The 15461-nt window shown below is 36.8% G+C and carries 13 protein-coding genes; 10 read left to right on the top strand and 3 right to left on the bottom strand.

Annotation, left to right across the window (positions count from 1 at the left end; genetic code table 11):
• Window positions 1-104: 104 nt before the first annotated feature.
• On the top strand, window positions 105-677 hold the full coding sequence (locus tag IWC72_RS05330) for a DUF3109 family protein (protein ID WP_194529073.1): 573 nt from the start codon (window positions 105-107) through the stop codon (window positions 675-677).
• Here IWC72_RS05330 and IWC72_RS05325 read toward each other — a convergent pair.
• Window positions 667-2595, bottom strand: coding sequence for a tetratricopeptide repeat-containing sensor histidine kinase (locus IWC72_RS05325; protein ID WP_226967952.1), 1929 nt, complete (start codon window positions 2593-2595; stop codon window positions 667-669). The two genes, IWC72_RS05330 and IWC72_RS05325, sit on opposite strands and share 11 nt — an antisense overlap.
• Window positions 2596-2657: 62 nt before the next feature.
• Window positions 2658-3392 carry a LytR/AlgR family response regulator transcription factor gene (locus IWC72_RS05320; RefSeq protein WP_194529072.1) on the bottom strand — a complete coding sequence of 245 codons (735 nt, stop codon included), beginning with the start codon at window positions 3390-3392 and terminating at the stop codon, window positions 2658-2660.
• Between the two features lie 379 nt (window positions 3393-3771).
• On the opposite strand from IWC72_RS05320, the gene IWC72_RS05315 reads away from it, so the two are divergent.
• From IWC72_RS05315 to IWC72_RS05275, 9 genes are all read left to right on the top strand, one after another.
• On the top strand, window positions 3772-3924 hold the full coding sequence (locus tag IWC72_RS05315; RefSeq protein WP_194525185.1) for a hypothetical protein: 153 nt from the start codon (window positions 3772-3774) through the stop codon (window positions 3922-3924).
• A gap of 7 nt (window positions 3925-3931) precedes the next feature.
• Window positions 3932-4519, top strand: a complete 588-nt coding sequence (locus IWC72_RS05310) for a hypothetical protein (RefSeq protein ID WP_194529071.1) — start codon at window positions 3932-3934, stop codon at window positions 4517-4519.
• Window positions 4520-5246: 727 nt separating this feature from the next.
• Entirely contained in the window at window positions 5247-5591 is a 345-nt protein-coding gene (locus IWC72_RS05305; protein ID WP_194525183.1) for a hypothetical protein, read from the top strand.
• Window positions 5592-5614: 23 nt separating this feature from the next.
• Complete coding sequence (locus tag IWC72_RS05300) at window positions 5615-5983, top strand: DUF4870 domain-containing protein (protein ID WP_194529070.1); 369 nt, start codon at window positions 5615-5617, stop codon at window positions 5981-5983.
• 117 nt (window positions 5984-6100) lie between these two features.
• The gene (locus IWC72_RS05295) at window positions 6101-6469 is read left to right on the top strand and encodes a hypothetical protein (protein WP_194529069.1); all 369 of its coding nucleotides are present in this window, start codon (window positions 6101-6103) and stop codon (window positions 6467-6469) included.
• Window positions 6470-7290: 821 nt separating this feature from the next.
• Complete coding sequence (locus IWC72_RS05290; protein ID WP_194529068.1) at window positions 7291-7773, top strand: T9SS type A sorting domain-containing protein; 483 nt, start codon at window positions 7291-7293, stop codon at window positions 7771-7773.
• 4 nt (window positions 7774-7777) lie between these two features.
• Window positions 7778-9883, top strand: coding sequence for a hypothetical protein (locus IWC72_RS05285; RefSeq protein ID WP_194529067.1), 2106 nt, complete (start codon window positions 7778-7780; stop codon window positions 9881-9883).
• Window positions 9884-10178: 295 nt separating this feature from the next.
• Complete coding sequence (locus tag IWC72_RS05280; protein WP_194525177.1) at window positions 10179-11165, top strand: ribonucleotide-diphosphate reductase subunit beta; 987 nt, start codon at window positions 10179-10181, stop codon at window positions 11163-11165.
• A 126-nt stretch (window positions 11166-11291) separates the two neighbouring features.
• A complete protein-coding gene (locus tag IWC72_RS05275) occupies window positions 11292-13778 on the top strand; it encodes a ribonucleoside-diphosphate reductase subunit alpha (RefSeq protein WP_194529066.1) in 2487 nt (828 codons plus the stop codon).
• 760 nt (window positions 13779-14538) lie between these two features.
• On the opposite strand, the gene IWC72_RS05270 is transcribed toward IWC72_RS05275, so the two are convergent.
• On the bottom strand, window positions 14539-15456 hold the full coding sequence (locus IWC72_RS05270; protein ID WP_194525174.1) for a hydroxypyruvate isomerase family protein: 918 nt from the start codon (window positions 15454-15456) through the stop codon (window positions 14539-14541).
• Window positions 15457-15461 lie beyond the last annotated feature (5 nt).

Genomic DNA, 15461 nt, shown 5'->3' with positions numbered 1-15461 from the left:
TTCGCAAAATTACATTTAATTAAACCGATTTTAAGCATAGATATAGAATAAATTACTGTTAATAATCCTTTTAAAAAGTATCTTTGCCCATCTAAACCTGGGGTATGTTTCAATTGGGGAAAACAATAGTGTCAGAACAAATTATCGAGAACGATTTTGTCTGTAATATTTCGGCCTGTAAGGGTCAGTGTTGTGTAGACGGTAATGCAGGCGCTCCTTTAGAGGATGAAGAGACTGAAATTCTTGTAGATATCTATAGTAAAGTAAAGCCCTTTCTTAGAAAGGAAGGTATTGAAGCTATAGAAGAGCAGGGTGCTTTTGTAAAGGGAGATGATGGTGAATGGGAAACACCTTTGGTAAACGATAGTGAGTGTGCCTATGTGGTCTTCGCGGACAATGGAACTGCAAAATGCGGAATTGAAGAGGCTTATAACCAAGGAGAAGTAAAGTGGAAGAAGCCAGTTTCATGCCATTTGTACCCTGTTCGTATACGCGAGTATACAGAGCTTACAGCAGTAAATTATCATCAATGGAATATTTGTGATCCTGCTTGTGCTTTAGGCGATGAGCTTAAGGTGCCTATTTACAAATTTGTGAAGGAAGCACTCATTAGAAAGTTTGGCGAAGCATGGTACCAAGAATTGGAACAAATTGCCGCAGAACATTCTAAATCGTAGGAATGTGAAGTATTACCCTTGTTCCTAAGGGTTTATGGTTTTCGTCATATAGGTCTACAATTTCTACATCAAAAGAGTTTTGCAGGTCTTTTGAGAAATTAGCTAGCCGTTCTTTGGTAATATCAATTCCAACAGACTTTCGTTTTAGCACTTTATTCTGTTTAATTTTTTCTGCTGCAACCCGGCCAATACCATTGTCTGAAATGGCAATATGAATAAAATCTAGTTTGTCTTTTGTAATACGCAGGTCTACGATTTTTTCACCTGTTTTTGGAGAAAGACCGTGCCAAATAGCATTCTCCAAGAAGGGTTGAAGGATTAAAGATGGAATTTTTACGGTGTGCGTATCTATATTTTCTGCAACTCTAATTTTAAAATCTATTTCATTTGAAAAACGGATGTTTTCTATGTTCATGTATAACTCTACAGTTTCTAATTCTTCCGCTAACGGAATTTCGCGCATAGAGGATGCTTCAAGAATTTTTCGCACCAATTTTGAGAACTTATTCAAATAATGAACTGCATTTTTTTGCTCATTATTAATAATATACAGTTTTATGGAATTTAAAGAATTGAACAGAAAGTGCGGATTCATCTGGCTTCGCAACATACTCTGCTCTAAGGTCAGCACCTTTTTTTCATTTTTTAGTTGATATTGTCTGTAGAGTATGTAAAAAATGCCGGCCAATAATGCCAAGGCGATACCGCCAATAAGAAGGGTAGTACGACTAGTACGAAGCTTCATTTGAACTGCTTCATTTTCTTTTGCCAAAATTTGAATTTCGCTATTCTTCTTCTCCGAATCGTATCTAAAAATGATATCATTTACGTAACGAACGGTATTTTCATTCACGATTTCTTCGTCAAGCGCTGTCGCTTTTAAATTATAGGTGAGTGCTTTTTTGTAATCACCAGTTTTTTGGAAAAGTTCGGTGAGTAAGTGGCTTGCTCTTGCGGATTCGTTCCTTAGATTGAATTTTTCTGCTACCCGCAGGCCTTCCATTATATTTTTTTCTGCATTTACATAATCTCCTGTTTCCATCTCTCCCCATCCAAGGTTTATGTATATAGGTGAGATGAGAAAACCATCTGATGTCTTTTCTGCAATAGGCAAGATGGGTTTTAGAAGTTTAGTTGCGTCTTTTATAAGTCCCTTTTTTAAATATACTTTAGCTATGTTCGTTTTGCAGATGACACGGCCCATATCGTTATTGATTTCTTCGTTATAGGCAAGGGAAGTACGGTAGTTTTCAAGAGCTTCGTCTAACTGGCCCATAGCTTCAAGACAATTACCAATATTACCATAATTAATGGCCATGCCTAAAGTGTTGCCCAATTCGGTTTCTAGAACCAGGGACCTTTTAAAGTAATCTATGGCCTGGCCATACTGGTCAAGTCTAGTGTATAAGTTACCAATGGAGTTGAGTGAAACGTTTATACTTTTTTGTAAGTTTTTGGAGCGTTCTTCCTTCTTTACGGTTTCTGCTAATTCTATAGCCTGTTGGTTGTAATCCATAGCAGTACGCAAAGAAGATGTTCTACGGAAAACGACCCCCAGATCATTTAAGCTGGCCACTTTAAACTCTATATCGTTTGCCTTGTCGGCAATGCTCAATGCTTTTTTATGGAATTCAACAGCGTGTACATACTGAGACTTGTTGCGGTAGGCCCTCCCCAGTTCATTGTAAGAATAGATTTGGCCCGAAGTATAGTTTTTGTCTAATGAAACCGTAGAGAAATAGCGCATAAGAAGCGTATCTGTCTTGTGCTTTTTCATTACGGAATGTATGTCCAAATAATCTTTTGGAGCTTCGCTTACTAGACTGTCTACGGTTTTTTTGAACGTTTCCGGAATGTCTTGACTATTACCAATGTTGGTGTATAGTAGACCAAATAGGAGTATATATAATTTGGCCAAATGAAAAAGGCATCTGGAACGCGAGATAGTTTTATTTTTTATTTGCGAATGCATTAATCATTTTAGAGCATATCCAGAAAATCTGATTTCTTTTGTCTGGAAACGGGAATCTTATGGTTGGATTCCAAAATAACATATCCATCGGTTTTCAAAAACTCTTTTATTTTGGTAAGGTTGATAATGAATGAATTATGGATTCTAAAAAAAGAATCGGCTGGTAATAGTTCGTTTACTTCTTTCAATTTTTTGGTAAGGACAATTTTGTGTCCATCTGCTAAAAATATGGTGCTATAATTCCCGTCGGACTCCGCATAAAGAATTTCATCGCTATCTAGAAAAACTAATTTCCCGTCTGTGTTGAAAGTTATTTTTTTGTGCTTTGCATTAGAATTAAAGTTCAGTAAAAGCCTTTCTAATCTGTCTGCCGTAAAGTTTTTAGCGTTGTGTTTTCTGATCTTGGCAATAGTCTCTTTTAAATCATCTGTATCAATAGGTTTAAGGAGATAATCTATGGCCTCGTTCTTTAAAGCTTTTATAGCGTATTGGTTATAAGCCGTAGTGATAACTACAGGAAAGTTTTTATTGGTTAATTTTTGAATGAATTGAAAGCCATCCATCGTTGGCATTTCAATATCCAAGAAAAGACAGTCCGGTGTGTTTTTATCTAAGTAGGTCAATGCCTCAAAGGGGTCTGTAAAGGACGCTTCTACCTTTATTTCATCGCTAAAATTGGTTAGTTCCCAAGAAAGGCTTTGTAGTGCCTTTATTTCATCATCAACGATTACGGCTTCGATCATAGAATTATACTTTAAGGTAAAGTAAACAAATTTAACCGTATGGCATGTTTTATGATAACAAAGATGTACCGATGGAGATAATTAAAGTGTGTTTGGTATAAAAAGTGACAAAATTGGTCAAGAAGGTGTCTTATAGAGTGATTTTAGTACTGTTTATAAATAAAAAAAGCTTCTAAAGTCGCTATGAACCCTGTTAAAATAAGGCATTTACCATTTATACAGAAAAATATACCATTTATACATAAGAATTATTTCTGAAGGATGTTCAACATTACTTTAGCCCTATGAGTATTCATGGTTATTAATGTTTCCCCAGGTTTTTATAGCAAACCCTTATAAGGTAAAACTAATAACAAAAGCAATGAAAAAATGTATGTTCATGTTCGCATTACTTGTCATTACATTAGTAGTGGCAGCTTTGACGGATACAAATGAGATAACTAAATCGGATAACGATTTGGTCATTGGGGACCAGTTTGTTGACAACACTCTAATCGCTCAAGAAGAGTCGATACGGAATTCTAAAAAATAGTAAAACTATGTATAGTATACTATTTCACTTTTTTCTTAATGGAACCAAAGCTAGTTTTTGGTTGGTCCTTTCAGTTTTCTTTTTTTTTAATTCTGGAGTGAGCCATACGTTGTCGCCATCTTTTCTTATAGAGAATACACATACTCTAAATAGTAGGGCAATAAATGATAGCGTTACCAGAATTTTAGAACAGTCTTTGGTCTTTGAATCAAATACTACAGTAACTAGAAATGGTATTACATTTACGAACATAAAGATAAAAGCAGACTTTGATAAGACGGAGGGTGAGCAGCTTTTTGAGATGGATATTTCAAAACCCACGAAAGATATTAATACCATATTGGGAAGACATGAAATTACAGGAAACTCCAATAGTCTCTTAAGGGAGTTTAATGGAGTGTTCGGGTTCATTAATATAACGGACTTAGATGAGAAACCTTATTTTATTTATAAGGGTGCTGTACATATTACCGCTATTAGTCAAAAAGCGATAAGTGGAAGCATGAATTTGTCTTTTAAAAACTCTGATGGTAATAGGGTACATGTAAACAAAAAATTTAGGGCTTACAAAAAGAAAAGATTAAACTTACAATAGGGGTGTTGTTTAGTCTTGAATTTACCGTGCACTTGTGTTATTTGTAACATTCTACGAATGATGGAGTTAGATTGAACAATTATCGGGTCTTATGGTGTGCCGTGTGAAGAAAATGCTTATTTTTACCACCCCCCGATTGGTAATTTGCCAATATTAAATAGCGTATAGCACTAGTAAAAATATACATCAAAAATACCAAACCAATAACTAGACACAATCTGCATATGGGGAACCATCTTACAATTTTATGAAACTGCCAATCCAAAAAGGTACGGTTCTAGGCAACATGTTATGAAATAGAACGTGTATAGTCCGTCTGATGAAACCATTTTGGGGTCTCCTATTCAACATGTTGGAAAGGTGATTGCCGATTATAGGTTTCGGGGGAACTACCTGAATCAGCACCCTTTCTGGTACTAATCGATTTTGATACATTAGAAGGACCGTACGGTTTGGCGGTATCATATAGAACAAAAGCCCGAAAATTTATTTACGGGCTTTTTTAATGCGCTATTGTTTCCTAGTCCCGTAAAGTCATCATTACCCTCTTCTTCATATTTGCAATTGTATTTAAGTTCCCCAAAAATGTGTCTGTTATTTTTTTTTAATTGAGGGTGTTAACTTTTTATTAGGTATGACATTAATGCTTGTAGTAAGTTCTAAAGGACCTGTGTTTCCGAATGAGAACACTACAAAATGTAATTGAATAACAAATAAAATTATGATTATGAAAAATTTCAAAAAACCAATTCTTTTAGCTGTTTATGGTGTAGCAATTATGTTCACCTATAGTTGTAGTAAAGACAACCCATTAAACCCAGCAGGAAATTGCTTTGGAGGAAATTGGGCGGAAGGCTACACAGATGAACTACAGTCTTGGTCTAATGCGGTACAGGCGTATAGTGAGAATCCTACGGCAGAGAATTGTGCAGACTATAAAAGTGCGGCTAAAGCTTATTTTGATGCTGTTGCAGATGTGTATGATTGTATACCAACCTCTAGTAGAGGAGATATTGATAAAGAACTAAAGGAAGCCAAAGCAGATATTGATAAAGAAGAGTGTAACAACTAATTAGAATCATAAAGTTTTCAAAGATGAAAAATACAGACACAAAATTAGATGCAGCTCAAACGGTTACGACAACAGGAGAAAACGATAAAACAATGGCCATTCTGGCCTATGTAACCATAATTGGTTTGGTGGCTGCTTTTGTAATGAACAATGAAAAGAAACAAGAATTTGCCAGTTATCATATAAGGCAGTCTATTGGGCTATGTATCACAGGTTTGGCTTTGGGAGTTGTTGGTGTGATACCAATTTTAGGGTGGATTATAAACATATTGGGCATTTTTGTACTGCTATATATGTGGGTAATGGCACTTATGAATGCTTTAAATGGCAAAGAAGGTCCAGTACCTATTTTGGGTAAAAAATATGAGGTGTGGTTTGCAGGAATTCAGTAATAAATGAGTTGGTCAGCTAGGTTTTTCGACATAATAAATAATGGTACAGTTAAGATTCTGTAGTACTCATCTTGCACGATAAACACTCTTTTCAAATTTGATTGATAAACAAACCAAATGAAAACACTTGTTCTAATACTACTCTTTGTTTTAATCTGCCAAAATAGTCTTTGTCAAGAAAAAGTATTGAGTATTGTAAATCAAACCCTTAATAAAGAAGTGCTTTTAAAAGAACACCGAAGAGTAAAGTTAGTTACCAAGCTGGGGGAAAAATTGGAAGGCAAATTCAGTATTCTAAATTCTAATACCATTGAGGTAAATGGTATTATTATTGGCTTAAACGAAATCAGTATTATAAGAAAAAACCCTTTAGCGCTTACTATTTTGGTTAAAGCAAATTTTTCCACATGGGTACAGTTGGCCTATTTTTATCTGTCCTGTTATCTGGCTTTTCACAAAGTGTTTCATTTGTTTTACTGGGAGTAGGTGTTTTTGCAAGCGGCATATATGGAGGCATTAAATCCCCCAATATCATGAAGGGGTATAAGGCTTCGGATAATTGGACATTAGCAATTACGAGTGTTAAAAAAGGTGTAAAACAGCCTGACGTAAAATAGCTGTAAGGCATACATTATATTTTCCTTTTTAAACAGATTATACACAAGTAGCTTCCAGTTGTACAATTTTAATTTAGTAAAATAACGCTTACTGGTATATTGTCCTTGATTTTAATGAAGCAATGTATCAACATGTGTATATCTTCTTCTAAATCTTCCCAAATTAGTTTCCCCCTATTTGCCGCAAGGGCTTGTCTTTGACATAAAGAATAAACAGATGGAACTGATTAATTTACACATACTTCTTTTTAGCAATTTGAACATCTTGGCTTTATATGTAGATAGGTATGTGGTATTTCGAGTTTAGAATTTCCCAATCAAAAATTTTACACGATAATCGAGATTTAATGCTCCGAGGCTTGCCCCGAGATAGTTTACTAATTCCGTCTGGCTTCAATTAGTCTAGTTAAGGGTAATAATACCAATGCTTTAATCCCACACCTATGAAAACTACATTTTTTTACTCGCCGCTTTATTAGCCAATACGTCATTAATTTTTTCTGAATCCCTTTTACCCAAGTAGACTTTATTCATCCGCTATTCTTATTGGGTATTGAGGTAGTGTTACTTTTTCTTTTTGCCAGTCATAAATTCTCATCGGACTTCTCGAAAACTAAAAAAGGGAGATAATTATTCTGCACCCGCGTTAACCTTAGGCTCAGAAAAACATCAATCTTAAAACGAACTAAAATGAAAATAAAACTACTCTTCTTTTTTCTAACGGTAAGTGCTACATTTTCATTTGCCCAATCAATAGACCGCAGTGTTATTAGTAATGTTGGTGGTACAATGGCAAGCGCAGATGTCTCGGTAAGTTTTACTATAGGAGAGCCCATTGTGGGTCTGGTCGTTAATGATGATTCTGTAGATCAAGGTTTTTGGGCCGGAAGGGGAATTCTGGTAATCCCATTGAGTCCAGGTGAAGAACCTTCGGATATTTTAGTGTACCCCAACCCGGTTATAGAAGAAGTAACTGTTTTTACCAGTCAGAACAAGGTTTTTGGCATAGAACTGTTTTCGGTAAACGGCCAACGGGTTATAAGTCAGCAAATAGAAAACACCCAATTAGAGTATAAAATTGATATGGCCTATATGGCCAAAGGGGTGTATGTGTTAAAACTTTATTTAGAAAATAACTCAGAAACCAAGGAATATAAACTGATCAAAGAATAGAACCATGAAAATAAATTACACATCATTACTTATAGTCTTGACCATTATGTTCTGTGGAGCTTTTATGGGACAAGCGCAGCAGAAAAACTATATCAATTACCAAGGGGTGGCCCGTAATTCGGACAATGAATTAATGGAGCAGGAGACTATAGACATTGGTATTGCCTTAAAATTCGGTAGTGCGGATGCGGTTGCGCAATATGAAGAAAGTCACTCCATAACTACGGATGCCAACGGCGTCTTTAATTTGCAAATAGGCAGTGGAAACAGCAATAGTGGTAGTTACTCCAATTTACCTTGGGGCCAAGCTACTTTTGTAGTGGTGTCCTTTAATGGCGTTGAAGTGGGTACCACGGAACTAATGGCAGTTCCTTACGCCATGGCCTCGGGCAGTCAACAGTGGGAGACAAATGGTAATAATATAGAAAATAAGAACGTTGGCGAGGTAAAAATAAAAAGCGACTTGAGGGTTTTAGGCGGTTTCAATCTTAACTCTGGAAATCAGGTTAATGAGATTTCGGATGATGGTGGGTTGGCCGAAAATAGCAACGGTATTTTACCCACCCAAAGAGCGGTAAAAACTTATGTGGATAATCGTCTGTTTAGTGGAGGCGGTGGCGGAGACGCTCAGATTGCTTCCGAAGTGCCTTATAACAATGCAGATTCAGGACTTACGGCGGGTAATGTCCAAGAAGCTTTAGATGAAATTGTAGCGACTGCTGGAGGAGGTGCCGATGCTGATGCCGACCCAACAAATGAATTACAAGATATAAGTCTGTCGGGGACGGATCTAAGTATTACAGATGGATCTACCATAGATTTATCTGCAATAATTCCTCCTGGCGGTACAGATGACCAGAATGCTTCGGAAGTTCCTTTTGACAATACGGGCACAGGTCTTGCGGCGGGAGATACACAAGCTGCAATTGAGGAACTAGCAACTGGCGGACTGGTAGATACGGATGATCAGGCTCTTGTTATGACTGGGGATGTATTGAGTATTGAAGATGGTACAGGCTCCGTAGATTTAAATGATTATGTTGATATTACAGGTGAAAGCGGATTACTTTTAGGTGATGGCACGAATATAAGCGGACTTGAGGGTACGGCAGACGGTCAAGTTGCCAAATGGGATGGAGCAACAAGTAAATGGGTTGCCGGTACTGATGAAGTTGGTGGAGCGGGAGGAAGTTCCTTGTGGTCTGAAAGTGGAGATGATATTTATTTTGATAGCGGAAATGTTGGTGTTGGCCTGACAGACCCTAGTGCAATACATCATGTTCATGCGGATAGTTATCAGAGTAACTCCCTTTATACAACAGATGATTCTGGAAATGCCTCAAATGATGGTATGTATGTTGGCTTGGTAAATGATTTGGGCTTAGGGTTTACGGCAACAATTACCAATCAAGAAGACGGCCCACTTATATTAGGAACTAATGGAACGAATCGTGTAATTATTACAAAAGATGGAAATGTCGGTATTGGAACTAACACTCCAAATGTTAAGTTACATCTTAAGAGTAATTCAACAATCGATAAACCCTTGCTTAAATTAGAGGAGGAAGGAGATGATTTTTCAAGGCTTGAATTTAGAAATACAGTAAGTGATGCCTTTTGGCAGATTGCGGGTATTGCTAAAGACGGAATAGGTGGGGCAGCAAATAGTAGATTGAATTTTTATATTCAAAATAATCAAGGAGCTGCTAACCGGATGACAATTAGTGGCTCCGGGAATGTAGGTATTGGTAATGAAAACCCATCAGAAAAACTAGAAGTTGCAGGTAATATAAAAACTACAGGAGAGATACATAGTAAAGATACAGGTAATGCCAATATGCTTGCTATAGCATATGGCGCTATCAATTCAAATGGTGAAATTTCGTCTGGCAGTGATAATTTTTCTATAACTAGAACGGCTGTGGGTAAATATAGTATTCAAATCACAGGTGAATCTTATATTTTATGGGATTACCCTACCCTAGTAAGTAGAACCAGAATAGGGTTTATTGAAAGTGGTTCGGTTGGGGGTAAGTTGCTTGTCGATACGTTTAATACTGCGGGAGTTGCAGAGGATGCGATTTTTAGCTTTGTGGTATACAAGCCATAATAAATATAAACTAATAAAAACCTCGGCATTTAGAGGTGTAAAAATAAAACCAAAAAGTATGTTTTAATATACTTTTTGGTTTTATTTTTTGTGTTCATCTTTCATGTAAATTTTAGGCTAATTGTCGATCCCTGTTGAGGTCCGTGTATATACAAGGCGAGCGCACATTTCAACAATTTCTGTTAAAAACTTTGCGTTGTAAATGATTGAACAATATAAAATTCCACGGCTTTTTTGCGACCTTTGTTTCCGTCGCAAAGGAAGAATTTTCTTCTCAACACTCAAATCCTTTAATATGTCTGTAGCTTTAGAGCCAATTCTAGAAGAAAACAACGACCGTTTTGTAATCTTTCCTATTAAACACCACGATTTATGGGAATGGTATAAGAAATGTGAAGCTTGTTTTTGGACGGCCGAGGAAATTGACTTAAGTGAAGATTTAAATGATTGGAACAATAAATTAAGTGACGACGAACGTTATTTCGTTAAGCATATTTTAGCCTTTTTTGCAGCATCGGATGGTATTGTAAACGAAAACCTTGCGGAGAACTTCGTGAGTGAAGTCCAGTATGCCGAAGCTAAGTTTTTCTACGGATTTCAGATTATGATGGAGAATATTCACTCTGAAACGTATTCGCTTTTAATCGATACCTACGTAAAAGATGAAAAAGAAAAAGGTCTTCTTTTTAGAGCAATAGAAAATTTTCCTGCAATAAAGAAAAAGGCAGATTGGGCGCTAAGTTGGATTGAATCTCCCAGCTTTGCAGAAAGATTAATTGCTTTTGCAGCGGTAGAAGGTATTTTCTTCTCTGGTGCTTTCTGTTCTATTTTCTGGTTAAAGAAAAGAGGATTAATGCCGGGGCTTACCTTCTCTAATGAATTAATTTCTAGGGATGAAGGTATGCACTGTGACTATGCAGTTCATCTTCATAACAAGCACTTGATTAACAAAGTGCCAAAAGAACGTATCACTCAGATTTTGACTGATGCGTTAGATATTGAACGTGAGTTTATTACTGAGTCGCTTCCGGCGAGTTTAATAGGTATGAACTCAAAGCTAATGACACAGTACCTAGAGTTTGTAACAGATAGGCTTCTCGTTGAGCTAGAGTGCGATAAAGTGTATAACACCACCAATCCATTTGATTTTATGGATATGATTTCTCTACAAGGAAAAACTAATTTCTTTGAGAAGCGTGTTTCTGAATACCAAAAAGCTGGTGTTCTTAAGAATGAAAATGACGAAGACGCGCAGAAAATAAGCTTCGACGCAGATTTTTAAATAGTACCAAAATAGAAGGTCCTTTCTTTTGAAGGGGTTTTTGTTCCCAATTTTAAAATTGTTAATTTTTTTAACAATTTAGCATAAACAAACCCAACGTATAACCCCACTAAAAAAAGTATTCACATGTTTGTAGTTAAAAGAGACGGCAGAAAAGAAGTGGTCATGTTTGACAAGATCACCGCCCGAGTAAGAAAATTGTGTTATGGCCTAAATGGTTTAGTAGATCCGTTAAAGGTTGCTATGCGCGTTATAGAGGGGTTGTATGACGGTGTAACCACGTCGGAATTAGATAATTTGGCCGCTGAAATTTCAGCTACCATGACTACTACACATCCGGATTATGCAAAATTGGCGGCCCGTATTTCGGTTTCTAACTTGCATAAGAATACAAAAAAGTCTTTCTCGGAAACCATGAAAGATCTTTATGAGTATGTAAATCCTCGTACGAATAAAGAGGCGCCTTTATTGTCTGATGAGGTATTTAAAGTAATTTCTGAAAACTCGGAAAGACTAGATTCTACCATTATCTATAACAGAGATTTTGGGTATGATTATTTTGGGTTCAAAACGTTGGAGCGTTCGTACCTTTTGAAACTGAACGGAAAGATTGCGGAACGGCCACAGCATATGCTTATGCGTGTTTCCGTAGGGATTCATCTAAATGACCTTGATGCGGCTATTGAAACGTATGAGCTCATGTCCAAAAAATATTTTACGCACGCTACACCTACACTTTTTAATTCAGGTACACCAAAACCACAGATGTCTTCCTGCTTTTTGTTGGCAATGAAAGATGATAGTATAGATGGTATTTATGATACTTTAAAGCAAACTGCAAAAATTTCGCAGTCTGCCGGTGGCATTGGTTTATCTATTCATAATGTACGTGCTACAGGTTCTTATATTGCCGGAACAAACGGAACATCTAACGGAATTGTACCTATGCTTCAGGTGTTTAATGACACGGCCCGTTACGTGGATCAAGGTGGTGGAAAACGTAAGGGTAGCTTCGCTATTTATATGGAGCCCTGGCATGCGGATATCTATGCGTTCTTGGATTTAAAAAAGAACCATGGTAAGGAAGAAATGCGTGCACGTGATCTTTTCTATGCTATGTGGATTTCTGATTTGTTCATGAGAAGAGTAGAGGCTAATGAAGAGTGGACCTTAATGTGTCCTAATGAATGCCCAGGCTTGTTCACACACCACAGTGAGGAGTTTGAAGCCTTATATACCAAATACGAATCCGAAGGTAAGGGAAGAAAAACCGTTAAGGCACGTGACCTTTGGGAGAAAATATTAGAGTCTCAAATCGAAACCGGTACGCCGTACATGTTGTACAAAGATGCTGCTAACCGTAAGAGTAACCAGAAAAATTTAGGGACCATTCGTTCTTCCAACTTATGTACCGAGATTATGGAGTATACCTCTCCAGATGAAGTAGCAGTATGTAATTTAGCTTCTATTGCATTGCCAATGTTCATTAAAAACGGAGCCTTTGATCATAAAGAACTGTTTAGGGTAACCAAAAGGGTAACTAGAAACTTAAACCGTGTAATTGATAGAAATTACTATCCGGTAAAAGAGGCGGAAAACTCTAATATGCGTCACAGACCAATTGGTCTTGGAGTGCAAGGTCTTGCAGATGCTTTTATTATGTTGCGTTTGCCTTTTACTAGCGAAGAAGCTAAAAAACTGAACAAAGAGATTTTTGAAACGCTTTATTTTGCCGCGGTAACCGCATCTATGGAAATGGCTAAAGAAGAAGGAGCGTATTCTACTTTTGAAGGTTCGCCAATTTCTCAAGGCGATTTTCAGTATAACCTGTGGGGAGTTAAAGATGATGAGCTGTCAGGTAGATGGGATTGGGCCAAACTTCGTAAAGAAGTGAAGAAAAATGGAGTTCGTAACTCGCTCTTAGTAGCGCCTATGCCAACAGCTTCTACTTCTCAAATTTTGGGTAATAACGAGTGTTTTGAACCTTATACTTCTAACATATACACTAGAAGAGTGCTTTCTGGTGAGTTTATTGTAGTAAACAAGCACCTTTTAGAAGACTTGGTAGATTTGGGTCTTTGGAACGAAAATATGAAGCAAGAGTTAATGCGTGCCAATGGTTCGATACAACACATAGAAACCATTCCACAAGACATTCGTGATTTGTATAAAACGGTTTGGGAGCTTAGTATGAAAGATATTATTGACATGAGCCGTCAAAGAGGATATTTCATTGACCAAAGCCAGTCTTTAAACTTGTTTATGGAAAATGCAAACTACTCCAAGTTAACATCAATGCACTTTTACGCATGGAAAAGCGGCTTAAAAACAGGTATGTATTACCTGCGTACCAAAGCTGCAGTAGATGCTATCAAATTTACTCTAGACAACAGCAAGAAGAATGCAGCGCCGGTAAGTGTTGCTGCAGAAGCCGAAGCAGCAGCAACTACACCACCGGTAGAAGCGGCAGTAGCAATGGAAGTAAATACAACTTCAACTGCACCACAGGCTGAGTCGGACATTCAGCCCATGACCCCTGAAGAAATGAAGGAAATGATTGCCCGCGCCAAAGAAGGTCAAGCAGATGACGATTGTTTGATGTGCGGTTCTTAATCAGAGAAATTTTTATAAAATGGAAAACCCTGACTTTTTGGTCAGGGTTTTTTTTATATTTTAAAATTGAATTGAAAATAGATAAACCGCACTATAACGGCTCAAAAGAATCAACTTGAATTCTGTGGAATGAGTATGAGATGTGATATAGAAATTAGAAAAATAACTCTACTTTTCTAAATAAGGTCTTGCTACTACAGAAAAGATGTATGCAGCAATATATACGATTAGTATGATGATATATTTGTCCATGGTGCCCCCAATAAAAGATTGTATACTATATACGTAGTAAAAGAGCTATAAAGATTACATTAAATTGCTTAAAATCATTGATTTTGAGACAATTTTATGATAAAACAGCTTGATTTATAGGGTTTAACATCTTTTTAAGGTGACAACCGCCATATTTCATTCCGAAAAATATGAATATATTCTCTCTATTAAGAAATTACAATTGTACTAATCGTTTTTCAATTGATTTCGTTTGAAATAATGAAATGCCAACTTTGAAATTAACATGAGTGCAGTGTAAGTAATAAGCAGGTATATGTATGAGGTCATATAAGAACAACGGTTCTTGTTTACTCCATCTTATGACTTTAGTATGTAGAACGTCGAAAAGTGTCAAAAAAATCGTTAAAACGCACCATTTGCATTCCTGTTACGATGAAATACATCTCTTGCCCAACCAAATGCTAGTTTGCGAAAAAAAATAGTCCCTATTTAAATAGGGACTGTCTAATAAAAAATACTTCAGTTTTTATAGAAATGAATCTTCTTGTATATAAGCATCTATAACGGCTTGTTCGCCAGCTTTTCCGTCTTTGGAGTTACCGTGTTCCATACCTAGAACACCATCAAATCCTTTTTCATGAATCCATTTAAAGACATTTTTATAATTGATTTCTCCCGTGGTAGGCTCTTTTCTCCCAGGGTTATCACCAATTTGAATGTATGCAATTTCATCCCATGTCAATTCCATATTATGGATAAGGTGACCTTCGGTTTTCTGCATATGGTAAATATCGAATAGGATTTTACAGGCAGGACTATCAACACCTTTACAAATCATGTAAGTCTGATCTGAATTCTGTAAATACAAGTCAGGTGAATCCGAAAGAGGTTCTAGTACCATTGTTAAGCCATGTGGTTCCAAAATTTCTGCACCTCTCTTTAGTGCTTCAATGACATTACCATCTTGAACGCCAATAGGTAATTTTCTTTCAAAACCACCTGGTACAACAGTCATCCATTTAGCGTTTACGCGTTTTGCTGTTTCAACGGCCCTTTTACATCCATCTAAAAAAATATCAATGTATTCTTGTTTGCCTGCAGCTAGGGTGTTTTGCATATTCCCCCCTTTATCAACCACAAAAACACCCATAGTCATACCTCTTTTGGCAAGAGTCTCTCCCATTTTGGTCTGTAGAGCAACATCACGCTTCATCATGCCATTATCTTCAAAGGCCGTAAAACCCTGGTCAGCCATAAAGTTAATCTGGTCTATAGGGTCATCACCGGCTAATTCTTTGAACATGCCCAAGTGCGGAGCATATTTAAGATTAAATTGATGTGGTTTTAGAGAATTAGAGCTTAAGTTGGAATAAGCATAATTGCCTCCCAAAGAAATGGCTCCACCTGTTAATGCGGTTTTTTGAATAAAATTTCTTCTTTTCATTTTAT

Source organism: Zobellia roscoffensis, from assembly GCF_015330165.1.
Classification (GTDB): domain Bacteria; phylum Bacteroidota; class Bacteroidia; order Flavobacteriales; family Flavobacteriaceae; genus Zobellia; species Zobellia roscoffensis.
Note: the sequence above shows the minus strand (reverse complement) of the source record. Positions and strands in the feature narration are given on the sequence as shown.

Coding starts and splice junctions, on each gene's coding strand:
- IWC72_RS05330 (WP_194529073.1), top strand. CDS start 105: ATGTTTCAATTGGGGAAAACAATAGTGTCAGAACAAATTATCGAGAAC.
- IWC72_RS05320 (WP_194529072.1), bottom strand. CDS start 3,392: ATGATCGAAGCCGTAATCGTTGATGATGAAATAAAGGCACTACAAAGC.
- IWC72_RS05315 (WP_194525185.1), top strand. CDS start 3,772: ATGTTCGCATTACTTGTCATTACATTAGTAGTGGCAGCTTTGACGGAT.
- IWC72_RS05310 (WP_194529071.1), top strand. CDS start 3,932: ATGTATAGTATACTATTTCACTTTTTTCTTAATGGAACCAAAGCTAGT.
- IWC72_RS05305 (WP_194525183.1), top strand. CDS start 5,247: ATGAAAAATTTCAAAAAACCAATTCTTTTAGCTGTTTATGGTGTAGCA.
- IWC72_RS05300 (WP_194529070.1), top strand. CDS start 5,615: ATGAAAAATACAGACACAAAATTAGATGCAGCTCAAACGGTTACGACA.
- IWC72_RS05295 (WP_194529069.1), top strand. CDS start 6,101: ATGAAAACACTTGTTCTAATACTACTCTTTGTTTTAATCTGCCAAAAT.
- IWC72_RS05290 (WP_194529068.1), top strand. CDS start 7,291: ATGAAAATAAAACTACTCTTCTTTTTTCTAACGGTAAGTGCTACATTT.
- IWC72_RS05285 (WP_194529067.1), top strand. CDS start 7,778: ATGAAAATAAATTACACATCATTACTTATAGTCTTGACCATTATGTTC.
- IWC72_RS05280 (WP_194525177.1), top strand. CDS start 10,179: ATGTCTGTAGCTTTAGAGCCAATTCTAGAAGAAAACAACGACCGTTTT.
- IWC72_RS05275 (WP_194529066.1), top strand. CDS start 11,292: ATGTTTGTAGTTAAAAGAGACGGCAGAAAAGAAGTGGTCATGTTTGAC.
- IWC72_RS05270 (WP_194525174.1), bottom strand. CDS start 15,456: ATGAAAAGAAGAAATTTTATTCAAAAAACCGCATTAACAGGTGGAGCC.